The organism is Sphingobacteriales bacterium, assembly GCA_016711285.1.
Taxonomy (GTDB): domain Bacteria; phylum Bacteroidota; class Bacteroidia; order Chitinophagales; family UBA2359; genus JADJTG01.
On record JADJTG010000014.1, the window covers coordinates 150,839 to 176,068 of the forward strand.

21 protein-coding genes and 9 pseudogenes are annotated in these 25,230 nt (G+C 39.0%); 19 read left to right on the forward strand and 11 right to left on the reverse strand.

The annotated features are described in order from the left end of the window. Positions 1-27: 27 nt before the first annotated feature. Positions 28-1,077 carry a tRNA preQ1(34) S-adenosylmethionine ribosyltransferase-isomerase QueA gene (gene queA / locus IPL35_13360; GenBank protein ID MBK8444335.1) on the reverse strand — a complete coding sequence of 350 codons (1,050 nt, stop codon included), beginning with the start codon at positions 1,075-1,077 and terminating at the stop codon, positions 28-30. A gap of 246 nt (positions 1,078-1,323) precedes the next feature. Between queA and IPL35_13365 the strand changes: the two genes are divergently transcribed. Further along, positions 1,324-2,289, forward strand: coding sequence for a hypothetical protein (locus IPL35_13365; protein ID MBK8444336.1), 966 nt, complete (start codon positions 1,324-1,326; stop codon positions 2,287-2,289). Beyond that, a complete protein-coding gene (locus IPL35_13370; GenBank protein ID MBK8444337.1) occupies positions 2,223-3,257 on the forward strand; it encodes a hypothetical protein in 1,035 nt (344 codons plus the stop codon). The genes IPL35_13365 and IPL35_13370 overlap by 67 nt, the downstream gene beginning before the upstream one ends. Positions 3,258-4,622: 1,365 nt before the next feature. Here IPL35_13370 and IPL35_13375 read toward each other — a convergent pair. From IPL35_13375 to IPL35_13420, 10 genes and pseudogenes are all read right to left on the reverse strand, one after another. After that, a complete protein-coding gene (locus IPL35_13375) occupies positions 4,623-7,082 on the reverse strand; it encodes an MSEP-CTERM sorting domain-containing protein (protein ID MBK8444338.1) in 2,460 nt (819 codons plus the stop codon). Then, positions 7,082-7,441: a hypothetical protein gene (locus IPL35_13380; protein MBK8444339.1), complete on the reverse strand. Its 360-nt coding sequence runs from the start codon at positions 7,439-7,441 to the stop codon at positions 7,082-7,084. Before IPL35_13380 ends, IPL35_13375 begins: the two co-directional genes overlap by 1 nt. Further along, entirely contained in the window at positions 7,425-7,937 is a 513-nt protein-coding gene (xrtK, locus tag IPL35_13385; protein ID MBK8444340.1) for an exosortase K, read from the reverse strand. Before xrtK ends, IPL35_13380 begins: the two co-directional genes overlap by 17 nt. Positions 7,938-8,238: 301 nt before the next feature. Further along, a pseudogene (locus IPL35_13390) lies at positions 8,239-9,085 on the reverse strand (metallophosphoesterase). A gap of 65 nt (positions 9,086-9,150) precedes the next feature. Continuing rightward, a pseudogene (locus IPL35_13395) lies at positions 9,151-10,033 on the reverse strand (PD-(D/E)XK nuclease family transposase). Further along, positions 10,030-10,960 (reverse strand): annotated as a pseudogene (locus tag IPL35_13400) (PD-(D/E)XK nuclease family transposase). Before IPL35_13400 ends, IPL35_13395 begins: the two co-directional pseudogenes overlap by 4 nt. A gap of 8 nt (positions 10,961-10,968) precedes the next feature. After that, positions 10,969-11,856 (reverse strand): annotated as a pseudogene (locus IPL35_13405) (Rpn family recombination-promoting nuclease/putative transposase). A 76-nt stretch (positions 11,857-11,932) separates the two neighbouring features. Further along, positions 11,933-12,722: pseudogene (locus tag IPL35_13410) on the reverse strand (Rpn family recombination-promoting nuclease/putative transposase). A 31-nt stretch (positions 12,723-12,753) separates the two neighbouring features. Then, positions 12,754-13,626, reverse strand: a pseudogene (locus IPL35_13415) (Rpn family recombination-promoting nuclease/putative transposase). 112 nt (positions 13,627-13,738) lie between these two features. Continuing rightward, positions 13,739-14,595, reverse strand: a pseudogene (locus IPL35_13420) (PD-(D/E)XK nuclease family transposase). A 373-nt stretch (positions 14,596-14,968) separates the two neighbouring features. On the opposite strand from IPL35_13420, the pseudogene IPL35_13425 reads away from it, so the two are divergent. From IPL35_13425 to IPL35_13505, 17 genes and pseudogenes are all read left to right on the forward strand, one after another. After that, positions 14,969-15,970: pseudogene (locus IPL35_13425) on the forward strand (NAD(P)/FAD-dependent oxidoreductase). 191 nt (positions 15,971-16,161) lie between these two features. Further along, entirely contained in the window at positions 16,162-16,326 is a 165-nt protein-coding gene (locus IPL35_13430) for a hypothetical protein (GenBank protein MBK8444341.1), read from the forward strand. Between the two features lie 250 nt (positions 16,327-16,576). Beyond that, positions 16,577-16,822 carry a glycosyltransferase family 39 protein gene (locus tag IPL35_13435; protein ID MBK8444342.1) on the forward strand — a complete coding sequence of 82 codons (246 nt, stop codon included), beginning with the start codon at positions 16,577-16,579 and terminating at the stop codon, positions 16,820-16,822. Between the two features lie 394 nt (positions 16,823-17,216). Further along, positions 17,217-17,477, forward strand: coding sequence for a hypothetical protein (locus IPL35_13440; GenBank protein ID MBK8444343.1), 261 nt, complete (start codon positions 17,217-17,219; stop codon positions 17,475-17,477). Then, entirely contained in the window at positions 17,468-17,833 is a 366-nt protein-coding gene (locus tag IPL35_13445; protein MBK8444344.1) for a tetratricopeptide repeat protein, read from the forward strand. Before IPL35_13440 ends, IPL35_13445 begins: the two co-directional genes overlap by 10 nt. A 368-nt stretch (positions 17,834-18,201) precedes the next feature. Next, a pseudogene (locus IPL35_13450) lies at positions 18,202-18,413 on the forward strand (helix-turn-helix transcriptional regulator). A gap of 347 nt (positions 18,414-18,760) precedes the next feature. Beyond that, positions 18,761-19,219, forward strand: coding sequence for a DUF72 domain-containing protein (locus tag IPL35_13455; protein ID MBK8444345.1), 459 nt, complete (start codon positions 18,761-18,763; stop codon positions 19,217-19,219). Between the two features lie 513 nt (positions 19,220-19,732). After that, entirely contained in the window at positions 19,733-20,305 is a 573-nt protein-coding gene (locus IPL35_13460) for a carboxypeptidase-like regulatory domain-containing protein (GenBank protein MBK8444346.1), read from the forward strand. Beyond that, positions 20,197-20,442, forward strand: a complete 246-nt coding sequence (locus tag IPL35_13465; GenBank protein ID MBK8444347.1) for a TonB-dependent receptor plug domain-containing protein — start codon at positions 20,197-20,199, stop codon at positions 20,440-20,442. The genes IPL35_13460 and IPL35_13465 overlap by 109 nt, the downstream gene beginning before the upstream one ends. A 37-nt stretch (positions 20,443-20,479) precedes the next feature. Beyond that, positions 20,480-21,211 carry a hypothetical protein gene (locus IPL35_13470; protein ID MBK8444348.1) on the forward strand — a complete coding sequence of 244 codons (732 nt, stop codon included), beginning with the start codon at positions 20,480-20,482 and terminating at the stop codon, positions 21,209-21,211. Then, a complete protein-coding gene (locus IPL35_13475) occupies positions 21,208-21,444 on the forward strand; it encodes a hypothetical protein (protein MBK8444349.1) in 237 nt (78 codons plus the stop codon). The genes IPL35_13470 and IPL35_13475 overlap by 4 nt, the downstream gene beginning before the upstream one ends. After that, the gene (locus tag IPL35_13480) at positions 21,408-22,121 is read left to right on the forward strand and encodes a TonB-dependent receptor (protein MBK8444350.1); all 714 of its coding nucleotides are present in this window, start codon (positions 21,408-21,410) and stop codon (positions 22,119-22,121) included. Before IPL35_13475 ends, IPL35_13480 begins: the two co-directional genes overlap by 37 nt. Positions 22,122-22,265: 144 nt before the next feature. Next, complete coding sequence (locus IPL35_13485; GenBank protein ID MBK8444351.1) at positions 22,266-22,451, forward strand: hypothetical protein; 186 nt, start codon at positions 22,266-22,268, stop codon at positions 22,449-22,451. A gap of 153 nt (positions 22,452-22,604) precedes the next feature. Continuing rightward, a complete protein-coding gene (locus IPL35_13490) occupies positions 22,605-22,820 on the forward strand; it encodes a hypothetical protein (protein MBK8444352.1) in 216 nt (71 codons plus the stop codon). A 20-nt stretch (positions 22,821-22,840) separates the two neighbouring features. Continuing rightward, positions 22,841-23,503 (forward strand): SusD/RagB family nutrient-binding outer membrane lipoprotein, encoded by a 663-nt coding sequence (locus IPL35_13495; GenBank protein MBK8444353.1) that lies wholly within the window; start codon positions 22,841-22,843, stop codon positions 23,501-23,503. Continuing rightward, positions 23,470-24,267, forward strand: coding sequence for a SusD/RagB family nutrient-binding outer membrane lipoprotein (locus tag IPL35_13500; GenBank protein ID MBK8444354.1), 798 nt, complete (start codon positions 23,470-23,472; stop codon positions 24,265-24,267). The genes IPL35_13495 and IPL35_13500 overlap by 34 nt, the downstream gene beginning before the upstream one ends. Before the next feature lie 33 nt (positions 24,268-24,300). Then, a complete protein-coding gene (locus IPL35_13505; GenBank protein MBK8444355.1) occupies positions 24,301-25,230 on the forward strand; it encodes a hypothetical protein in 930 nt (309 codons plus the stop codon).

A 25,230-nucleotide genomic window follows, 5' to 3' on the forward strand; every position in this document is an offset into this window, starting at 1 on the left:
TGAAATACTGTTTTTTTTTGACGTTTCTTATAAAATCAGCATGGCATCGCCGTAGCTGAAAAAGCGATATTCATTTTTGATAGCTTCTTCATAAGCCTGCATCATCAAATCATAACCCGCAAACGCCGATACCATAATAATCAGGCTGGTTTTGGGCAAATGAAAATTTGTGACCATACAATTTGCTATTTTAAAATCGTAAGGCGGATATACAAATAAATTCGTCCAGCCTTCGGCGGCTTTGAGTTGCCCTGTGGCAGATACAGAAGACTCCAAACTGCGCATCGTGGTAGTACCCACCGCACACACGTGCCGCCCTTCTTCTTTGGCTTTATTCACGCGCTTGGCTATGTCTTCGGGTATATTGAAATACTCAGCGTCCATTTTGTGCTTGGATAAATCTTCTACATCAATAGAACGGAAAGTACCCAAACCGACATGCAAGGTTAGTTGTAAAAAATCAACACCTTTAATATCAAAACGGGTGAGGAGTTCGCGGCTGAAATGCAGCCCCGCCGTAGGTGCTGCCACTGCGCCCACTTGCGAAGCAAAAATAGTTTGATAGCGTTCTTTGTCGCTGTCTTCATCTTTGCGTTTGATGTATTTGGGCAAAGGCGTGTGACCTAATATTTCCAATTGGCGGCGAAATTCGATGCTATCGCCTTCATACAAAAAGCGAATGGTGCGCCCACGCGAGGTGGTATTGTCCACTACTTCTGCCACAATTTCGTCATCTTCCCCGAAATACAGTTTGTTGCCCACCCGTATTTTTCGCGCCGGATCCACCAACACGTCCCACAGGCGCGAGTCTTTATTGAGTTCGCGCAACAAAAAAACCTCGATTTTTGCGCCTGTTTTTTCTTTTTTTCCATACAAACGCGCCGGAAACACTTTCGTATTATTGGCTATTACAATATCCCCTTCATCAAAATACTGAATAATATCTTTAAAGGTTTTATGCTCTATGGTTTGTTTGGCACGATTTACTACCATCAACTTAGCCCCATCGCGGGCTTCGGCAGGATATTGTGCAATCAGCTCTTTAGGTAATTCAAAATTAAATTGTGATAACTTCATATTTATGTAATAACCTTGATTTTTAGATGCGCAAAATTAGTTTTTTTTGATATAAAATTTTTGACTTAAAAATATTTAATTCGTCTTAGTCTTATTTTAACATATAAAAACCTTTATTTGTTGCCATTTGGATATACAGCAGCGCAATTTTATTGGCATAAACTATGATAAAATTTGTACAATGCCCGATATGCGCCTTCCCTTTATTGAGTTTTTATATCTTTGCAAAAAAATTACGGCTTTTTTATGTATCCGTTTTATTCAAGAATACTGACCTTTGCAGTTTGTTTAAGTGCTTTTTTATTCCAATCGCTATCGGCACAACAAACAACACCGAAAGGTCGCCCTTCTGCTTATTTTCAGCAAGAAGTGAACTACGAAATACGCTGCGCCCTCAACGATGAACAGCATACTTTAGACGCTCACCTCAAATTGCGTTACCATAACAACTCTCCCGATACGCTCACTTATATTTATTTTCATTTGTGGCCCAATGCCTACAAAAGTTTGCGTACCGCTTATGCACAACAGGAACTTGAAGGCGGCTCTACCGAATTTTATTACCTGCCTCCTTCGCAGCGCGGCGGCGTGGATAATTTGAGTTTTACTATCAACGGAACGGCGGCTCGCTACGAAATCGATGCCACCCACCCCGATATTTGCAAAGTGTGGCTGCCGCAACCGCTGTTGAGTGGGCAAACTACTTTTATAGAAACGCCTTTTTCTCTGAAAATCCCCGAAAGTGTGTCGCGATTGGGACATGTGGGACAATCGTATCAAATGACACAATGGTACCCGAAACCCGCCGTATATGACCACAAAGGCTGGCACGCCATGCCCTACTTAGACCAAGGCGAATTTTACAGCGAATACGGCAGTTTTGATGTAAAAATCACACTGCCGTCCAATTATGTGGTGGGCGCAACCGGCGAACTCCAAAACGCCGATGAGGTGAAGTTTTTAGAAGATTTGGCGGCAACAACCGCCGCTCGCACCTCTTTTGACAGTAGCACCGATTTTCCGGCTTCGGCGGGTAGCACCAAAACCCTCCACTATATACAAGATAATGTGCACGACTTTGCGTGGTTTGCCGACAAACGTTTTCATGTGCTCAAAGATGAAGCCGTTTTGCCTTCTGGAAAAAAGTGGCGGCTTGGGCAATGTTTACCAACCTTGAAGCCAACCTGTGGCTGCGTGGGGCGGAGTATGTAAAAGAAGCCGTTGAATTTTATTCGGAAAAAGTAGGCGAATATCCTTACAGCCACGCCACCGCCGTACAAAGTGCTTTGAGTGCGGGGGCAGGTATGGAATATCCGATGATTACCGTTATCGGAAAATCAGGCTCGGCGATGAGTTTGGAGCGCGTTATTGTGCATGAAGTGGGGCATAATTGGTTTTATGGTTTGCTCGGCAGCAATGAGCGCGAACACGCCTGGATGGACGAAGGAATGAACTCCTACTACGAAAATCGATATTTTGATGAAAAATACAGCGATAAAGAAAATATGGCGGGGACTTTAAATATGGGAAATTTGGGTAAAATATTAAAAACACCCGACCATTTGAAAATGCGCGATATTCACGAAATCGGCAACAATATCAAATTGTATAAAAATGAAGCGCAAGCCATTGACCTACACGCCGCCAACTACGACCCCACCAACTACGGATTGGTGGTGTATATGAAAACTGCCCTGATTTTCAAGACTTTGGAAAAAAACATCGGAACAAAAAAATTTGATGCCATGATGCACCATTATTACGATGTGTGGCATTTCGGACATCCTTATCCCGAAGATTTAAGAGCGATTTTTGAAAACGACAGCAAAAAAAATCTCGACTGGTTTTTTGATGAACATATCAAAACCACAGAGCCGGTGGATTATGCTTTTAAAAAGGTAAAACGCGAAGCCAAAAGCATTGGTAAGGATACTTTTGACGAAATTACTTTGCTCAATAAGGCGCATCATGTTGCTGCTCCTTTCAGTATTTCGGCTGTCAAAGACGGCAAAATCGAACTACTTTGCCTTACGATGGTTTTCTATGGCGAAATGCGGTATTGTTTCCTTCGGGCGATTACGACCAATATACCATTGATGCTTCGCATACACTCGCCGAAAGCAAACGCAGCAACAACCATTATCGTTTGGGCGCACTTTTTCCGCGCTTGGAGCCTTTGAAACTGAAAGCAGTGGGCAGCGTGGGGCGCGACGACCGCACTCAACTGTTTTGGCTGCCTTTGTTGGGTTTCAATACGCACAATAAAACAATGTTCGGCATTAGTTTCTACAACAGCCTTTTGCCCAATAAACCGCTTGAATTTACTTTCAGCCCGATGTATGCTCCTGAAACAAAATCATTGACGGGTTTTGCCAATATTTTTTATACCCGTTTGCCGCAGCAGTCTCCTGTAAAATACTGGCGTGTGGGGGTGCAGGCTCAGTCTTTTGCTTACGGCACTTATTCCGAAGGCAACTTGGGTATATCGCCGAGCTATACGAAGGATATTACTTATTACAAAGTAAAACCTTTTGTGGAGGTGGCTTTGAAAAACAAAAACGCACGCAGCAAAGTGAGCCGCACCTTTTTGCTGGAATACTACTATATGCGCTCCGGTGATGTCAATCTCGCTCCTGCCGACAGTGGCAAATACAGAACTTATCCGCTCAACTATTTTGACGAGCAGCAGGTTATTGCACTTTCTTATCGGCACCGCAATGCGAGGGCTATTCGCCCTTTTGGTTATCAGGTGCGCATAGAGCAGGGCAAAGAATATGTATTATCTCATCTGAAAGCGGATTATTTTATCAATTACAACAAAAAAAGAGGACTGAAACTACACGCTTATGTGGGAGGATATTTGCAAAACGATACGTTTACCGCTTTTGCGGGCAATGAAGCCAAACAGGGCTTGTTTCGGCAGTTGGATTTTTCGGGACTTAGCCGCTACGATTATTTAATGGACGATTTGTACATTGGGCGCAACGAGTGGGACGGGCTATGGCGCAATCAGGTGAGCGACCGCACGGCGGGTTTCAGAACGGCAACTCCGGTGGGGCGCAACGATAAGTGGGTGGCGGCAATCGGCGCAACGAGCGATATTCCCTTTGTGGCTTTGCCCTTTTTAAAAATATTCGCCAACGTGGGAATGTACCCGCAAAGCACCACCACCAGCAGCGGCGAAGAAACAACCGAAAACAAAAGCATCTATGAAGCGGGTGTGAGTGTGTCTTTGTTCAAAGAGCATTTACAGATACATGTGCCGCTTATTTACTCGCAAAGTATTCAAGATGTGTATAATGCCAACGATTATTCTTTTATGGAGCGCATTACTTTTACGCTCAATTTGCGCCGTTTGGATCCGCTGCATTATGTTCGCTATGGTTTAAAACTGTAATTATATTTTCAAATATAGCAGCGCATTTATTTTTCAAAGCCCCTTCAAACTTTTTTATAAAAAAGTTTGAAGGGCTTTTTTGTAATCGGTATCAAGTATTTTGTTTTTTTATTTGATATTGCGTACCCTTCTTCTCGTCAGCCGTATTTTATCTATACCTCCACGCTTGTTTTCGCCCCTGTTTGTACCAAATTATCAACCCGAATAAAATTGCCAAAATCCACCAAGTCGGTTCGCTCATTCGTCGTGTGTCTTCGTCAAGGTCTAATGATTTGTTGCCTGACAAAACCTGTTCTTGTTTCTTTTTCAAAATGGCTTTTTGTGCTTCATTTTCTACCACTAAATAAGAAGTTAAGGGTGTCATTACTTTTGAAACAAAACTATATTTCACCAAATTAAGCCATTCCTTTTCTGAGGTTTCAGGGTGCAAAATTTGCGAAGTCCATTTTGCTTGCAATGTCAAAGCAGATTGCCAATTCTTTTCTTTGATTTCTGCTTCTGTTGTTTCAAAAACGTCTTTCTTTAAAATGATACTTGGCTCATTATCATCCGGCAAATAAACGATTGAATTGTCGGCAAGTTGGTATTCCAAAACTGTTTCGCAAAACATACATTCAAATTTTACTTCACGTTCTGCTTTTGGATTTTCACCCAAAGAATGAGGTATCAAATTTCCGTTGTTATCAAGATTGAAAAAATAATTGCTCTCTGGAAACGCAAATTTGAAGTCGGAAAAATCTTTGTCCATAATAGCATTTTTAATACTGTCTGTAACTACTACAATTACGGGGTAAAATTCGTTTTTATTTTTGTACGCATTAAACAATGTGGTGTTTATCGCTCTTTCTAAATAAAAGCCACCCTCAAAAGTTTGTGCCTGCAAGTTTTGCTCCCAATTATCGCCTAACGGAAAAGTATTTACATAACTGTTTACAAAACTGATTTGTACGTTTTTAGTCGGCAGTTGATTGCTTTCTAAAATAGTTGCTATTCGGTTTTTAAAATCGGCTAAATACTTGTTTTTGTCTTTTGAAACATCAACTAAAAAATGAAAATACGGTTTGCGCTGAACGGTTTTGAGTGTTTGTTTTTGTTGGGTTGAAACGTAAATGATATTTTCGGTTTCTGTTTTTTCGTTGGTGGTTTCTTCTGTATTGCCTAATTCAACAATGTTGTTGTCAATCGTTAGTTCAATCGGTTCTTTGTGCAAAAACTCAATTCCTGTTTTCCGCACTTCATCTTTTGTAAAGGGAAAAACCCTGAAAGCAACTTTATTACCTGTGATATAATGCAAAATGCCCGGATCTTTTCTTTCATTTCTGATATTTGAAAATACCCACATTGCCGACTTTTTCTCTGCTAAAATACCAAACTCTTTTCTGTCTCCGACATACAAATAATAATCGCTAATCCAGCAGCCCTCCGGCAAATCAATAGTTGTGGAATACTCCGAAGTCCAAGCGTTTTCATTTTTGTTGCTTATCTCTAAATCAACCCAACTTTTCCAAGCGTTTTGGGATTTGTCGTAAGTGCTGTTTGATTTTATATTTGTAATTTTTACGTTGTCGTTCCGAATGTTTTCGGGTATTATTTTAATAGAAGAAGCGTTGCCGAAAAATATTTTTTCAATATAATTGATTTTTGTGTCGGATAATGTGAGGTTGTCTAACACCAACCAATTAAAATAAGCCGACAAATAAGGTTGCCGACTGCCAAAAAAACCGCCGGTATTATGACCTTTTACGACATTAAGTGTTTTTTGAAGCGATGTTTTTTTTATGTTGTATTGTTTTGAATAATCGGGACTGTATAAATAAGCAAGGGTTTCGTTCAAAACGCTTTTGTCTTTCAGGTAAGTTGCAGTGATAAGGGCAGGAATTACCAAAAATCCCATCAAGAAAATTCCGAAAGTTTGTTTTGTTGAAAAAAAGGTTTTCAAATACTGAAAATCCTCCGAAAGCTCGCTGATATGAACAACGAAAAGCAACAAAGGTGCAAGCATTAAAAAACCTGCGCCAATAGCAATGATGGCAACAACTGATAAAGGCAGAAATGGCAGAAACACCAAAAAGAAATAGAATGTATAAGCAAAAGTTATGCTTCTTCCGATGAATAAAAGAAGTCGGTAAATTTTGTTGTCAAGATTTGGTAAGCAAACCAAAATACCATTGACAATGGCAAGAACATAAAACCAAGAATTATTAAAGTCCCCAAAAACCCCTTCAATAAAACCTCTAAACCCACTAAACAAATGCCCGCTGTTTACCAATAAACCTATCAACGGAAGTACAATGGCAATGGGAATTTTCCAAGCTAATTGATATTTCTGCCAAATAGCCGCCTTTTTTGTTGCAAGAATAAAAACGCTTCTAACTAAGAAAAAAAAAACCAAGGCGGCAATAATTGGCAGCAGCAGCATAGCATAAATATTAAAAACAATAAATTCCTCACTGATCAATCGCCGTAATGGAAGTATGATTAGAGGGAATAAATAACCCGCAACAGGGACACTCATTGCAATTAAAAAATTTACCCAGGCTCTGTGATCTTTCGTTTCAGGTGTAAAGTACACAACCAAAACAAATAATGAATAGGCAAGTGTCGGCATTAAAATGTGCCAACGTAAATGAAAATATTCCCCGAAATCATCCATCGCGGAACACTAAACGGAATTATTTCTGAGAAAAAAATATTAAATAAATAAATAAATGAAATATAACAAAACAGGGCGACAAAGCAATACCAAGCAGAAATATTCTGCTTTTTGAATGTAAGATAAACGGCATAAGCAAAATTCAACAAGCCCAAAATTCCCAATGCCAATCCAAAATATTTCCAAAGTTGGATAGTATTTTCGTCTAATAATGTTTTGATAATATTGAACTGCCCAAAGAAAAGAATAAACAGCACTACAATAGGTAGCGTGTTGATGATGAAAAGCCATTTCGGATTAAGTAAGTTTCGCATGGTGTTGTTTGTGTTTTAAAAGGTTTTCTGTCAGATAATAAGCCAAAATAAGAAATGAAAAGTTGATAATGATGCCCACTGCTTCGTGAATAATTGAGTGTAGTTTTACAGGTAAAAATTTTTCCGCCTGAGTTTGAACAACCACAGAAGCAGTTATCCGTGAAGTGTTTACAAAAATTGTCAGCAAATAAGCACCAACAAAAACACCCGGAATACTTAGCGTTTTTTGCAAGGGTTTATCAAGGTATTTTACTACCGGATAGGTAAAAACAAGAAAGCATAAAACCCAGTAATTAAACCCCGAACAGGATTTGTCAATAAGGATATTGAGTTGGTCGTGATAAAATCCCTTGTCTGCAAGATAAACAGAATGCGAGCCGGTCAGTAACCCGACAAGTGTGTCAGTTGGTTTGAGCAGAAAAATCAGGTTGTCATTATCAGCAAGCGTAAAGTAAATTTCAGCAAAATAAAAAGCCCTGCTGCCGTCAAATAATATGGTATATTTTTGTTGGTCTGCACAGTGTTAGTAATATGGCTATTTCAATTATAGATTGATTTTTCCACTTTTAGTTGCTTTGTAAGGCACTTATTCAATGATTTTTATATAATATCATTTTTTTTGGTTATTATGAAAATGAGTCGTCAGAAAGAACGTGTTGATTTTTGGTGGGTAGGTTCGCTGAAAATGAAAAGTTGCTGGCAGATTTTATTTTGTCAAAAGTTGGCTAAATAGTTTGTTGTACATTTTTATGTATTAATTTTTTTGGTGCAAAGAACCTTTTCAGTAGCCACGCTTTTTATCCGTTTTGCAGCTCAAATATGGTTATTTCAGGTCTTACGTTGAATCTCACTTGCCACAAATGCCCCAATGCTCTGTTGATATACAATTTTCTGTCGTTGCTTAACTCAAATTGCCCTGCGGAATACTTTTTGTTTTTTTACGGGAAGCATCGGCGGTGGCAGAAAGGGCGGCTTCACTTGTCCGCCGTGTGTATGCCCTGACAATATCCAGCTATTGTAGTTGCCCCAAACATCTAAGTCGCAAACGTCAGGATTATGACACAATACAATGTTTGCTTGGGAGGGGTCAAAATTATTCATCGCTTTTTCGGGATTGAAGTTGAGTCCCCAGAAGTCGTCTAAGCCGATAAAATTTAATCCCTTTAATGCTGTGCTTTCGTTTCTTAATACTGAAATGCCGTTACGAAGGAGCATTTCCGAAATTTTGTCTGCCACTGCATTTTGTGACCAATTTCGTCCGTAGTCGTGATTACCCAAAATGCCGATAGTTCCAATTTTTCCTTTAACTGCATTGCTCAATACTTCTTCTAAACTCGCATATTGAACTTCGTCTTTATGGGTGCTTATATAGTCTCCTGTATATACAACAAAATCGGGGTTCAATTTTTTTGCTTTCGTAAAAGAATCAATGATAAAATGATAGTCAAATCTCCTTCCGATATGAATATCGCTTATTTGCATAAGAGTTTTACCGACTAAATCTTTGGGCAAGTTCTTAATCGGCATTTTTACTTTCACAAACTCCAACCATAGCGGCTCAATTTGCCAAGCATACAAACCACCGAAAAGACTTGTTCCTGTTAATCCCCAAAATATTCTTTTTATAAATTCTCGTTTGTTCATAGTGTGTTTTTTTCTAAAATAAGCTACTAAGGGTTTTGCGATAACTTTTCGGGTGCGATGCCGTTTTATAGCTTTTCGACTTCATTTTTTGTCAAACCCGTCAGTTTGATAATATCGTCTGTCGAAAGCCCCATTGATTTAGCTTTTTTAGCAACTTCAATTTTTCCTTCAATCTTTCCTTCAACCTTTCCCTCAATCTTTCCCTCAATTTTTCCTTCAACCTTTCCCTCATCAAAAGCGGTGTCAATAACATTTTTTAAATCGCGATAGCTTTTCAAACTGTTTTCATAGCTGTCCAACTCTGTTTGGCTGAATTTCGCCAACTCAGCTTTTCAAAAGCCTTTTCAATTACATCATCTTTGAAAATAGCGGAATATCCTGAAAATCCTCTAAATTTTTAATAAAATACAACCATTTATCCAAACTGGTGCTTAGATTTTCTTCCTTGCTTTTGAAATTCGGCATTTCGAGGTAGATATAAGTGAGCTTATCATAAAAACTTTTCCGTTTTTTGATTTTTCAGTTTGATGGTATGTACCACCTCGCTTTTTCGGGTTCGTTTTCATAGTCATCAAAGGTAAAATCTAAAATACCAATACAATAAACCGCTTTTAAGTTGTAATTCCACTCACCTTTTTCGGCTTGCTCTCTGATAGGGAAAGTGGAATAATAAATGGTTCTTTCTTTAAAGAAATTTTGTTTGGCTTTTTGGAGTTCGACGATGAATTTTTCGCCGTTTTCATTTTCGCAGTAAATGTCATAAACAGCTTTTCTGTCAATTTCGGTTTGCCCTAATTGCTCGGTATTTTTGAAAGTCAAATCAACAGCTTTGTCGTTTTGGGGCAAAAGGGCATTTAAAAAGTCAATGAGCAAAGCCTTGCTGGCTTGTTCGCCGAATATTTTTTTAAATCCGAAATCAGTAAAAGGGTTGATGTATTTTGCTTTCATATTTTATTTATTCTATTAGACAGGTATAAAATTAACATTTTTTGCACTTTCGTTGTTTGTTGTGCGATGCCGTCTTTATAGCTTTTCGACTTCATTTTTGTCAAACCCGTCAGTTTGATAATGTCGTCTGTTGAAAGCCCCATTGATTTAGCTTTTTAGCAACTTCAATTTTTCTTCAACCTTTCCTTCCATCTTTCCTTCGATCTTTCCCTCATCAAAAGCGGTGTCAATGACATTTTTAAATCGCGATAACTTTTCAAACTGTTTTCGTAGCTGTCCAACTCTATTTGGCTGAATTTCGCCAACTCAGCCTTTTCAAAAGCCTTTTCAATTACATCATCTTTGAAAATAGCCCGGAATATCCTGAAAATCCTCTAAATTTTTAATAAAATACAACCATTTATCTAAACGGGTGCTTAGGTTTTCTTCCTTGCTTTTGAAATTCGGCATTTCGAGGTAGATATAAGTGAGCTTATCGTAAAACTTTCCGTTTTGATTTTTCAGTTTGATGGTATGTACCACCTCGCTTTTTCGGGTTCGTTTTCATAGTCATCAAATGTAAAATCTAAAATACCAATACAATAAACCGCTTTTAGTTGTAATTCCACTCACCTTTTTTCGGCTTGCTCTCTGATAGGGACAGTGGAATAATAAATGGTTCTTTCTTTAAAGAAATTTTGTTTGGCTTTTTGGAGTTCTACGATGAATTTTTCGCCGTTTTCATTTTCGCAGTAAATGTCATAAACGGCTTTTCTGTCAATTTCGGTTTGTCCTAATTGTTCGGTATTTTTGAAAGTCAAATCAACAGCTTTGTCGTTTTAGCAAAAGGGCATTTAAAAGTCAATGAGCAAGCCTGGCTTGTTCGCCGAATATTTTTTTAAATCCGAAATCAGTAAAAGGGTTGATGTATTTGCTTTCATATTTTATTTATTCTATTAGACAGGTATAAAATTAACATTTTTGCACTTTCGTTGTTCTCGCTTTTCGACTTCCTTTTTTGTCAACCCCGTCCGTTTGATAATATCGTCTGTTGAAAGCGCCATCGCTTTAGCTTATTTAGCAACTTCAATTTTTTCTTCACCGTTTCCTTCAACCTTTCCCTCATCAAAAGCGGTGTCAATGACATTTTTTAAATCGCGATAGCTTTTCAAACTGTTTTCATAGCTGTCCAACTCTGTTTGGCTGAATTTCGCCAACTCAGCTTTTTCAAAAGCCTTTTCAATTACATCATCTTTGAAAATAGCGGAATATCCTGAAAATCCTCTAAATTTTTAATAAAAATGCAACCATTTATCCAAACGGGTGCTTAGATTTTCTTCCTTACTTTTGAAATTCCGGCATTTCGAGGTAGATATAGTGAGCTTATCGTAAAACTTTTCCGTTTTGATTTTCAGTTTGATGGTATGTATCCACCACCTCGTCTTTTTTCGGGTTCGTTTTCATAGTCATCAAAGGTAAAATCTAAAATACCAATACAATAAACCGCTTTTAAGTTGTAATTCCACTCACCTCTTTCGGCTTGCTCTCTGATAGGGAAAGTGGAATAATAAATGGTTCTTTCTTTAAAGAAATTTTGTTTGGCTTTTTGGAGTTCGACGATGAATTTTTCGCCGTTTTCATTTTCGCAATAAATGTCATAAACAGCTTTTCTGTCAATTTCCCGGTTTGTCCTAATTGTTCGGTATTTTTGAAAGTCAAATCAACCACTTTGTCGTTTTGGGGCAAAAAGGGCATTTAAAGTCAATGAGCAAAGCCTTGCTGGCTTGTTCGCCGAATATTTTTTAAATCCGAAATCGGTAAAAGTTGATGTATTTTGCTTTCATTGTTTCATTTATTCTATTTGACAGCTACAAAATTAACATTTTTTGAACTTTCGTTGTTTGTTGCGCGATGCCGTTTTTATAGCTTTTCGACTTCATTTTTTGTCAAACCCGTCAGTTTGATAATGTCGTCTGTCGAAAGCCCCATTGATTTAGCTTTTTTAGCAACTTCAATTTTTCCCTCAATTTTTCCCTCCATTTTTCCTTCAATTTTTCCCTCCATTTTCCCCTCATCAAAAGCGGTGTCAATGACATTTTTTAAATCGCGATAGCTTTTCAAACTTTTGAAAATAGCTGCGGAATATCCTGAAAATCCTCTAAATTTTTAATAAAATACAACCATTTATCTAAACGGGTGCTTAGGTTTTCTTCCTTGCTTTTGAAATTCGGCATTTCGAGGTAGATATAAGTGAGCTTATCGTAAAAAACTTTTCCGTTTTGATTTTTCAGTTTGATGGTATGTACCACCTCGCTTTTTTCGGGTTCGTTTTCATAGTCATCAAAGGTAAAATCTAAAATACCAATACAATAAACCGCTTTTAAGTTGTAATTCCACTCACCTTTTTCGGCTTGCTCTCTGATAGGGAAAGTGGAATAATAAATGGTTCTTTCTTTAAAGAAATTTTGTTTGGCTTTTTTGGAGTTCTACGATGAATTTTTCGCCGTTTTCATTTTCGCAGTAAATGTCATAAACGGCTTTTCTGTCAATTTCCGGTTTGCCCTAATTGCTCGGTATTTTGAAAGTCAAATCAACAGCTTTGTCGTTTTAGCAAGGGCATTTAAAAGTCAATGAGCAAAGCCTTTCGGCTTGTTCGCCGAATATTTTTAAATCCGAAATCAGTAAAAGGGTTAATGTATTTTGCTTTCATATTTTATTTATTCTATTAGACAGGTATAAAATTAACATTTTTGCACTTTCGTTGTTTTGTTGTGCGATGCCGTCTTTATAGCTTTTCGACCACTTCTTTTTGTCAAACCCGTCAATTTGATAATGTCGTCTGTTGAAAAAGCCCCATTGATTTAGCTTTTTTAGCAACTTCAATTTTTTCTTCAACCTTTCCTTCCATCTTTCCTTCGATCTTTCCCTCATCAGGAAAGTCAATGACATTTTTAAATCGCGATAACTTTTCAAACTGTTTTCGTGCTTGTCAACTCTATTTGGCTGACGTTTCGCCAACTCAGCCCACAAAAACCTTTTCAGATTACATCATCTTTGAAATATAGCGGAATATCCTGAAATCCTCGAAATTTTTAATAAGCACAACCATTTATCTAAGCGGTGTAGGTTTTTCTTGCCTTTGAAATTCGGCATTTTCAGGGACAGATAAGTGAGCTTATCGTAAAAACTTTCCGTTTGATTTTTCAGTTTGATGGTATGCTGTTACCTCCCTTTTTCGGGTTCGTTTTCATAGTCATCAAGGGTAAAATCTAAAATACCAATACAATAAACCGACTTTAAAGTTGTGAATTCCACTCACCCTCTTTCAAGCTGCTCTCTGATAAGGAAAGTGGAATAATAATAGGTTCTTTCTTTAAAGAAATTTTGTTTGGCTTTTTGGAGTTCGACGATGATTTTTCGCCGTTTTCATTTTTCGCAATAAATGTCTAAAGCAGCTTTCTGTCAATTTCAGTTTGTCCTAATTGTTCGGTATTTTGAAAGTCAAATCAACCACTTTGTCGTTTTGGACAAAGGGGCATTTAAAAGTCAATGGACGAAAGCTAGACGGCTTGTTCAGAAAGATATTTTTAAATCCGAAATCGGTGAGGATTGATGTATTTTGCCTTTCATTGTTTGTTTATTCTTTAGCTAAAATTAGGTTTTGAACTTTCGTTGTTTGTGATATAGGCCGTTTTATAGCTTTTCGACTTCATTTTTGTCAACCCGTCAGTTTGATAATGTCGTCTGTCGAAAGCCCCATTGATTTAGCTTTTTAGCAACTTCATTTCCTCCATTTCTCAATTCGACCTTTCCTTCGATCTTTCCTTCAATTTTTCCTTCGATCTTCCCTTCGATCTTTCCCTCATCAAAAGCGGTGTCAATGACATTTTTTAAATCGCGATAACTTTTCAAACTGTTTTCGTAGCTGTCCAACTCTGTTTGGCTGAATTTCGCCAACTCAGCTTTTTCAAAAGCCTTTTCAATTACATCATCTTTTGAAAATCGGAATATCCTGAAAATCCTCTAAATTTTTAATAAAATACAACCATTTATCCAAACGGGTGCTTAGGTTTTCTTCCTTACTTTTGAAATTCGGCATTTCGAGGTAGATATAAGTGAGTGCGTATCGTAAAAAACTTTTCCGTTTTGATTTTTCAGTTTGATGGTATGTACCACCTCGCTTTTTTCGGGTTCGTTTTCATAGTCATCAAAGGTAAAATCTAAAATACCACTACAATAAACCGCTTTTAAGTTGTAATTCCACTCACCTTTTTCGGCTTGCTCTCTGATAGGGAAAGTGGAATAATAAATGGTTCTTTCTTTAAAGAAATTTTGTTTGGCTTTTGGAGTTCGACGATGAATTTTTCGCCGTTTTCGTTTTCGCAGTAAATGTCATAAACAGCTTTTCTGTCAATTTCGGTTTGTCCTAATTGTCCGGTATTTTTGAAAGTCAAATCGACAGCTTTGTCGTTTTTGGGGCAAAAAGGGCATTTAAAAGTCAATGAGCAAAGCCTTGCTGGCTTGTTCGCCGAATATTTTTTAAACCCGAAATCAGTAAAAGGGTTGATGTATTTTGCTTTCATTGTTTAAGATTTTTAATTAATACTTCTTTAGCACCATTGCATAGATAATTCACGACAATGCAAACATAGGCAATCCAAAAAATCATTCATAATTATTTTTTATGGAAATAACGATGCTTGTATATTGATTCTATAAAGAAAGTTTGCACAACTTCGCCGTATAAAATTGAATATCTGATGAATAAAGGCTAACTTTGCGCCGCTTTTTGTTTATAACGAAAAGATATACCGATGTCATTTGTTTTTGCCATCAAAAATTATTTTATAAAAAAAAAAAGACTTTCAACTGCTGCCGGTGCAACGTTGGAGGTCTTTTATTGTTCTGTATAAGAGCTATAGCATTTTGCAACCACATTCTTTTTTATATAAAAAAATGATAGAAACGGATATTATCATCATTGGCGCGGGTCCCTGCGGTTTGTTTACGGTATTTGAGGCGGGTTTGGTAAAATTACGTTGTCACCTCATTGATGCGCTGCCGGCGGCGGGGGGACAATGTACCGAAATTTATCCCAAAAAACCCATTTACGACATACCTGGTTTTCCTGAAATTCTGGCGGGCGATTTGGTAAAAAATCTCCTCCAGCAAATTGCGCCTTTTCAGCCCGGATTTACTTTGGGCGAACGTGCCGAGCGCATAGAAAAATTGGAAGACGGACGCTTTTGTGTTACCACACATCGCGGAACACGCCACGCTGCTCCGGTTATCGCTATTGCGGGCGGCTTGGGCTGCTTCGAACCTCGCAAACCACCCATTGCCAACTGGCGATTTTGAAGACAAAGGCGTAGAATATATCATCAAAGACCCCGAATTGTATCGCAATAAGCGCGTGGTGATTGCGGGCGGCGGCGACTCGGCATTGGACTGGACGGTTTTTTTGGCAGACGTGGCTTCAGAGGTAACTATTGTGCATCGCCGCACCGAATTTAGAGGCGCACCCGACAGTGTGGAAAAGGTGATGCATCTGGCACAAAACGGAAAGATAAAACTTCTCACCAACGCCGAAGTGGTCAATTTGCAAGGCAACGGCGTACTCAAACAAGTGTTTATCAAGCAAGATGAACAGGGCGAAAGCTGGTACGATACCGACCACTTTGTGCCTTTGTTTGGTTTGTCGCCGCAGTTGGGTCCCATCGCCGACTGGGGTTTAAACATTAACAAAAACGCCATAGAAGTGAATACCGTTGATTACAGCACCAACGTAGATGGTATTTACGCCATCGGCGACATCAATACCTACGAGGGCAAGTTGAAACCGATTTGTGTGGTTTTCACGTGAGGCTACGCTGATGGTGCAGTCGGCGTGGAAACGCATTAATCCTGACAAAACTCACCCTGAAATACACCACCGTCAATGGAGTGCAGGGATTTTAGCATCAACTGATTTTCTTTTTTTAAAAAACAATATACACAGCTGCCTCGCTGCCCGAAATTTGAGCGAGGCAGCTGTATTTTTTATATTTCTGTTCTCTTTTCATTTTATTTGCTTTCAACATACACGATATTCCTATATTTTGCGCTGTTAAGGTTTTGTTTTTTACCTTGTATTTCATTGTTTTTTCTGTATGCAACATTCTTCCGCTTCTTCTTCTGCCGCCGCCATAGGCTCTTATATCTGGGCGTGGACACTTGCTTTGGCAGTAATTACTTTATTGCTGTTCAAACCTATTTTGGGTTATGATTTTGTGAATTGGGACGATGATGTAACCGTTCAGAAAACCAGTTTTTGATAAATGGGATAAAGAGCATCTGCAAGCGATGTTTACGCGCCACGTCAATGGCAACTGCACAACCCGCTCACTATTTTTTCATTTGCGGTAGATGTGCATATTTTGGGCTATAAAATAGAAAAAGGCGGCGAAGATTTTCATCGTCAAAACTGGATATTGCACACCGCTAATACGGTGCTGGTGTTTTTGTTGTTTTGCGCCTTGGGCTTACCGCCCGGCGGCGTTTTCGGCTTGGTTTTTGCATTCACCGATGCGCGTGGAGTCGGTGGCGTGGGTCACGGAGCGCAAAGATGTGTTGTTCGGTTTCTTTTATTTATTGTGTTTGTGGCTCTATGCTCGTTTTTGGCGAGGCTCGCAGCAATGGGGCTTGTATGTACTGCTGTTGCTGTTGGCGGTTTTGGCGGGCTTGTCAAAAATACAAGCGGTGAGTCTGCCGCTTTCTATGCTCGCCATTGATTATTTGCTCCGGCGCAAAAAAGCCCCCCGTTTGCGCTGAAAAATCCTTTTTCGCCGTATCGCTGGCAATTGCGGTGGATTTATTTTAAAACAATACAATGTATTGCAAAACGGCGAAATTTATTCCTTTCGCAGCGCGTGGTGTTGGGAGCTTATACGCTGTGTGTGTATCTGATAAAGCAGTTTATCCTACGAAATGAGCCCTTTGTATGGCTATAAAAATCCTATTCCGGCGTATTTTTATTTGGGTATCTTCGGAATGATGGCATTTTTTGCGCTCTGCTATTGGCTGTGGAAATCCGACAAAAGACCTTTTCTATTCGGTTTGTTGTTCGTCAATGTGATGTTTATGTTGCAGATATTGAGTGCGGGGCAGGGTTTTACGGACCGCTTCACCTATATCGCCCTATATCGGCATTTTCTTCATTTTTGCGGTGCTCTTAGAGCGCGGCATCAGTGCCCACCCTTCGCAGCAGGGCTTATATATGGCTGCTGCTGCAGTATATGTGCTGCTGCTGGGCTATCGCACGGCGCAATATATGAAGGTGTGGAAAAACAGCGAAACCCTTTGGACACACGCCATTGCCGTCAATCCCGACAAATTAACCACACCCTACAACAGTCGCGGCAGCTACCGTTTAGACAAAAAGGTCACGACAAAGCTATCGTCGACTTCAATAAAAGTTTGGATATAAAACAAGACGGTAAAGTGTATAACGACAGAGGTGTGGCTTATTTTTCGCTGAATGATATAGAAAAAGCCTTTACCGACTTCAACAAAGGCATTGAGTTGTCGCCGGAATACGCGCCTCTGTATGTAAGTCGTGGGGCTATTTATGGGGCGAAAAATAATTTTCCCGCTGCCCTGCAAGATTTGAACAAAGGTTTGGAACTCGACTCCACACAGGAAAAAGGCTATATGAACCGCGGCTTGCTGCACTATCTGATGCAAAACTACGAAGCCGCCATCAAAGACCATAGCAGTCGCATACGCCTGCTGCCGCAAGAGGCTGAAATTTATTACCAAAGAGCTTTGTGTTATAATCTTTGAGCCGTCCGGGCATTGGCGTTGGCGGATTTAGATCGGGCGGCAGCCTCAGACCGCCGCAATTTGGGGCAATTATGCCGAAAGAGCCAAAGCTCATTTGATGCTCGGCAACAAAGCGCAAGCCAAAGCCGATGCCGATAAAGCGCAGGCGATGGGGCAGCAGATAGATGCCGCTTTGCTGCAAGCTATACAGTAAAAAAAACTTGGAGGAGGGGTGTTTTATGGGGTACGCACGCCAAATGCAGCAGTCTTTTAACTTTGACAAAGTTGGAGTGCTCAGGTCTGGAGGAACACTTACCGAAGGTTTATCAAAAAATAAATTGAAGAAAGGACTTGAAATTCAAAACGAAAACGATTTAACAGTATAAACTATGCCAATCATTGTGAATTTAGATGTGATGATGGCAAAGCGTAAAATCTCTCTGAATGAACTTTCTGAAAGAGTTGATTTGACATTATCCAACCTTTCTATCTTAAAAACAGGAAAGGCAAAAGCAATTCGTTTTAGCACTTTGGAATCCATTTGTAAAGCATTGATTGCCAACCTGCTGATATTTTAGAATTTAAAATGATGAAACGATAACGACAACGAACCGCTGATTTTGGTTGTGTGTGTGTCAGGCAGGCAGCGATACTTTGATAGATTCTATTGTATTGTGTGCAAATTTGTAGAGCTTTGCGCTCTGAATTAAAATTAGTGAAGCTACTCTCTTTACAAAACCTGAAAACTCTTACCAACCGAATCACGCCCCAATCTAAAAGAAACATTCAATTCATTTATGGACTTCGGAAAATTGCCTTTGGAACAGTTGCCGCAGGTGGATTTCAGTGTGCCGCCTTTGCGTGCCGCCGATGCTGCTTTTTTGCAAGCCGTTCGTCCGCAGTCTTCTGCCCCAACGAAGCTACATATTTATATAGGTTGTCCGGGGTGTGGAGCAACAAAGCGTGGAGGGCATTTTGTTTCCGCCCAAAACTCCCGCCGCCCGCTACTCGGAGCATTACAGCCGATATTTCAATACCGTAGAACTCAACGCCACGCACTACGCGCTGCCCGCCTGGAGTCAGATAGAAAAATGGTTGCACAGTGTACCCCGAGATTTTCGTTTTGCCCCAAATTTCCGCAGTCGATCAGCCACGAGGCGCAGTTGCTCAATTGTGCGGCGGCGAGTGCTTTGTTTTTTGAGGTGGCGGCGGCTTTCGGTGAGCATTTGGGAACTACATTTTTGCAGATGCCGCCCACATTTGCACCTAATCAGGCGGGGGTGCTGGAGCAATATTTATCCGCCATACCGCCCACTTTGCCGGTGGCGTTGGAATTGCGGCATCCGGCGTGGTTTGCAGAGGAGCAACAGGAAAAAACTGTGCATCTGCTGCGCAATGCGGGCATAGCGTGGCTCACTACTGATACGGCGGGAGTGCGGGCGGCAGCCCACGGCAGACTCACCACATCTACGGCTATGGTGCGCTTTGTAGGCAATGGGGGTGCAGCCGGCGAGTCGGCGCGATTGGGGGCGTGGGCGCAGCGCGTGGTGGAGTGGCAAGCCGCCGGATTGCAAACCCTCTATTTCTTTATCCACCAGCCCGAAGAAAAAATAAATCCTTACAGCGCACAATATTTTATAGAACAACTGCAAGAAAATGGCAGTATATCTGTATCTTTTTTAGATTTTTGGCAAGATGACAGTGCTGTACAAGGTTCTTTATTTTAAATATATTTTTATTATATTCTTTCATTTTTTTGCTGTGTTAAACAATGTTGGTGATGTAAAAAAAATGTTAAAAAAAACAAAATTTCAAAAAAAACATTAACTTTGGCACAACTTTAGACTAACACTTAACTCAAAAAACAGTAAAATTTATGAGAAGATTGTACTTAATGGTGCTGCTTGCTGTGCTTTTGTAGTGCAGGTAGTGGCACAACGCACTATCACGGGTACTGTTGTTGATGATACCAACATGGTGGTCCCGGGCGTGAATGTTGTAGTAAAAGGAACTACTTTGGGCACGGCTACCGACATAGACGGTAACTATACCATCAAAGTTCCGGAAAATGCAAAAACTTTGGTATTTAGCTTTTTAGGCTATACCACTTCTGAGCAAGAAATTGGAGGTAACAACAGTATTAATGTTACACTCGTCGAAGATGCAGTCGGTTTAGATGAGGTAATAGTAACGGCTTTGGGTATTTCTAAAAGAGATAAAACGATTGGATCGTCTATACAGGCAGTAAAAGGCGATGATTTGATAAAAGCTAGAGAATCAAATCTAATCAATACCTTAAGCGGTAAAATAGCCGGTGTACAAATTAACAACAGTTCGGGTGCTGTTGGCTCTTCGTCTCGTATAGTAGTAGCGTTGCAGCATCTATTACCGGCGACAGTAATCCTTTATTTGTTGTTGATGGTATTCCTATTGATAATACAAATTATGGAACGAGTGACGACGGCGGTGGATTTGATACACCCAATGGTGTAGCTGATATTAATCCTGATGATATTGAAAACATGACCGTGTTAAAAGGACCCGCTGCAACAGCCTTATATGGTATGCGCGGTGCAAATGGTGTAATTGAAATTACTACCAAAAAGGTAAAGCCAGTCAAAAAGGTTTAGGTATTACATTTAACTCTCTACTACTTTTGAGCGTCCTTTGGTGTTGCCTGATTTCCAAAACTCTTATGGTCAGGGTCCTGACCCTACTTTTTTTGAATGGATTGACGGACAAAATGATGACGGCGGTGTAGATGAAAGCTGGGGACCACCATTAGATGCCGGTTTATCTTTTACTCAATGGAACTCTTATACCGTAGATGGCAAGCCACTTCCTTGGGTATCAGTACCGGATAATATTAAAGACTTTTATGAAACTGGTGTTACTACCAGCAATAACCTCAGTGTATCAGGAGCTAATGAGTATGTAGGATATCGTTTGTCTTTAGGTCTTAGTGATCAAAAAGGTATGGTTCCTAATACCGATTATAAAAAATATAATTTTACGGTAGGTGCTGATGCGAATGTTACGAGTCGTTTAAAAATAGGCTTCTCTGCTAATTATATTAAGGCGTTAAGCGGTAATTTACCAACTGGCGGTTATTCCAATGAAAACCCTGTTCAACAAATGATATGGTCAGGACGTAATGTGGATTTCTCTTTATTAAAAGACTATGAAAACTTGCCATTAGCTGCCGCAGGAACTGCCGCCGCAGGTACTCCTATCAACTGGAATACCGTATTCCAAAATAATCCTTATTGGGCATTGCATAATAACCTAAATAAATTGGATAAAGACCATTTAATAGGAAATATTAATTTAAGATATATCATCAATGATTATTTGAGCATTACTGCAAAAACAGGAACCGATTTTTGGAATTTATTATGACAGAACAAAAAGCAAAAGGCAGTAATGAATTTAAAGAAGGCTACTATCGTGAAATTCACAGAAGATATACTGAAAATAACAGTAATATCATGCTTACTTATGATCGTCGTGTTACACCTGATTTTAATTTGACATTAAATATTGGAGGTAATATGATGCGTCAAAAACTAAGCCGTATAGTAGGTGAAGTTACCAGTTGGAATTACCCGGTATTTATAACTTATCAAATGTAAAATCAGGAACTACTGCCGTTTTAACCAACAAAAGAACAGATGAAGCCATTAATAGTATTTTTGGATCGGCTCAATTTGGTTTCCGCGATCTTATTTTCTTAGATATAACCGGTAGAAATGACTGGGCATCCGTATTGCCTATAGAGAATAATTCATTTTTCTATCCTTCCGTATCTTTGAGTGGTATTCTGACTGATTTGTTTAATATAAAATCAGATGTACTTAGTTTTTGGAAAGTACGCGCAAGTTGGGCAAAAGCGGGTTCTAAGGGTATTTTGGAGCCTTATAAATTGATTCAAACCTACTCTTTCAGAGAAGACCCTTGGGGATCTACATTATTGCCTTATAACCCTTCTGATTTAAATAACCCGAATTTGTTTTCTGAAACTACTGTCTCTACAGAGTTTGGTACAGATATGCGCTTTTTTAGAAATCGCTTAAAAGTAGATTTTACTTATTATGATCAAGGTAATCAGGACCTAATCGTTCCGGTAGAGGTTTCGGCTGCTTCTGGTTATATTAAAGCATACCAAAATGTAGGGGAAACAAACAATAAAGGTATAGAATTACAATTAGGTGTCAATGTAATCAAAACTAAAGATTTGAACTTTGATATTACTGTAAATTATGCCAGAAATAAAAATAAAGTAGTTTCTTTATCAGATTGGAATCCTTGATTTTGGGCGGACAATGGAACGTTAATTTAGAAGCACGCGAAGGTATGCCATGGCGTATTGGTAGGTCCAGCTTTTAAAAGAGATCCAAATGGTAACATTATTCATGAGAACGGTATTCCTCAATACGATTCGGAATATAAAGTATTGGGTAATATACAACCGGACTGGACAGGTGGTATCGGATTTGATTTAGGTTATAAAAAATGGCAATTGTACACTTTAATTGATGCCAAAATGGGTGGCGATATCTATTCTATGACTACAACTTGGGGTCGCTATTCCGGTGTGTTGGAAGAAACACTCTTGGGTCGTGAGTGGTATCGTAGGTGAAGGTGTGAAAACATCGGAACTGCCTCCGAACCTAATTATGTAGCAAATGATGTAGTTGTATCCGCAGAAACATACAATAAAGCTGCTTATTCAAATGCTATTGCGGAAAGTTCAGTATTTGATGCTTCTTTTGTAAAATTGCGCCAAATTACATTGTCTTATACATTGCCGAACAGTTGGTTTAAAAAGAGAATTTTCCAAGGAGCAAGCTTGTCTTTAGTAGGACGTAATTTAGCTATCTTATACAGAAATGCGCCTCATATTGATCCTGAAACCAGTTTTAGCAGTGATCTTTCAGAGCAAGGACAAGAATTTGGCCAATTACCTTCTGCCAGAAGTATAGGCTTCAATGTTAACTTTAACTTCTAATCTATTAAATAATAAACTATATGAGAAAGTTAAGTCTTTTTATATTATTATCTATATTCTTTGCTATTGGTTGTGATAAAGATTTTGAAGAAATTAACGACAACCCAAATGAGCCTAGTTCTGTTCCTTCAGGTTTATTAACCGCCGATATCGTTCGTGTACTGGGCAACTCTATGTATAGCACTTTTGTAGGTGGAGATATGGGATCTTGTTGGGGACAACATTGGTCAAAAGTACAATATAATGATGAAGAACGTTATGTTCCTCGCGGCACCGTTATTACTGATTTGGTATGGAAGAATATTTATGAATCTGTAATATCCGATGCTCGCAGCATGCAAAAAATTGCTACTGAAGAAGGAAATAAAAATATGCAAGGTGTTGCTTTAGTATTGCAAGCTTACGGATACGCTTTATTAACAGATGTATTTGGTGATATACCGTTTTCTGAAGCAATGAAAGCAGATGAAGGTATTTTTTCTCCTAAATACGATAAACAAGAAGATGTATATACCGGTGTTTTGCAAATGTTAGATGAAGCCAATACTTTATTGACAGCTGATGGAGCTACTATCACGGCTACTTCTGATTTGGTATATGGCGGAGATTATATGAAATGGAAAAAATTCGCTAACTCTTTAAAATTCCGTTGCTTAATGCGTATTTCAGGAAAAAAGATGTAGCCACTCAATTACAAGAGCTGGTGAATACCAGAGAAATGTTTGCTTCTAATAGCGATGAAGCTAAGTTGGCATATTTGTCTGCTGACCCCAACGCCAATCCTATTTTTGAAACTATTGTATTTGGCACACGAAATGAGTTTAAAGTGAATGAGGTATTGGTAAATATGCTTACTTCTTTAAATGACCCACGCTTGCCTATATATGTAGCTCCTAACGAAGCCGGACAATATCGCGGCAAACCAGCAGGTATTGAAAATGTGCCTAATGATGACTATAACTATACGAATGTGTCTGCTGTCGGTGATTATTACTTGCGTGCCCAAGCTCCTGCTTATTTCCTTTCTTATTCAGAATTACAGTTTTTGATGGCTGAGGCTGCACAAAGAGGATTAATTAGCGGTAGTGCAGCTGATTACTACAATGGAGGGATAAGAGCATCTTTTGAAGCCAATGGATTAACCAGCGGAGATGCAGATGCTTATTTAAGTCAGGCTGTTGTTGCTTATAGTGCTGGTAACGGTTTAAAACAAATAGCAGAACAAAATTGGTTAGGCTTATACTGCCAAGGTATTGAAACTTGGACTGAATGGAGAAGAACCCAATATCCGGTATTACAAGCAGCTATTGAAGCGGTTCTCAACGAAATTCCTTCCCGTTATACATATCCGGGTATTGAGCAGTCTGTTAATGCTGCTAATTATGATGCTGCTGTTGCAAACCAAGGTCCTAATTTATTAACAACTAAAGTATGGTGGATGAATTAATCCGCAATTTTCTAACGTTCAATTTTTATAAGCATGAAACAGAATAAATTTTTAATATTTTTCTTGCTGTTTTCTTTGATTTTTATTACAAGTTGTGATAAAGAACAAGATGATTTAGTGACAGCAAATGCGGTAGAAGGCGGATTAGTAGATCCTGTTAATTCTTCTATGAACTATGTAGTGGGAAGTACAGGTACTTATGAATCTCGTTTAAAAGTATATCAAGGAGAAGTAAAAACATCTTCTATAGATGTTTATAAACAGTTCAAAGGCGCAGCGGGTACAACTGCTAATGTTTTATGGAAAACTTTGACGGTCAGTAATCAAGAAACCCATATCTTATCTTATACCTTTGATTATAATGAGCTGCGTCAGGGTTTAACTTTTGCTAATGGCAGCGAAATCCCCGCGGATGATACCCAATTGAATATTGGTGATACCTGGGTGCTTACTTATGTATCTCATACCAGCACCGGTAAGTCTCATACCAACTCTTCTACTACTGCCAGTACCAGCGTGGCTGTTTCTACGCGCTTGGCGGGTACTTATGAAGTAATAGCAAGTACCTATTGGCGTTTAGGTGTCGATAATGGAGGTTGGAATGGATCTACCCGTATCATTAAATCCGTAAATAGTACCACTTATTTGCATGAAGGCTTTGGTCCTTTTGAATTCGCAGATTTCGGAGATGAAGCTAAATTCTATTTCGTAGTTAATAGCGAAAATAAAACAAGCTATCCTGCTGAATTCGAAGGATTTACAGTAACAGGCAGAGGTGATTATTTGATTACTTGCGAAAGCAATCCCAATGATATGGCAAATGCCCCTTGCGGTGATGCATCTAATTATGTAATGTTAGATGATGTGAATGGAGAAGATATTCTTTATCTTTCCTATGGTTACTATATTGATGGTTCAGGCCCGCGTGAATTTTATGAGGTATTGAAAAAGATCGTTGATTAA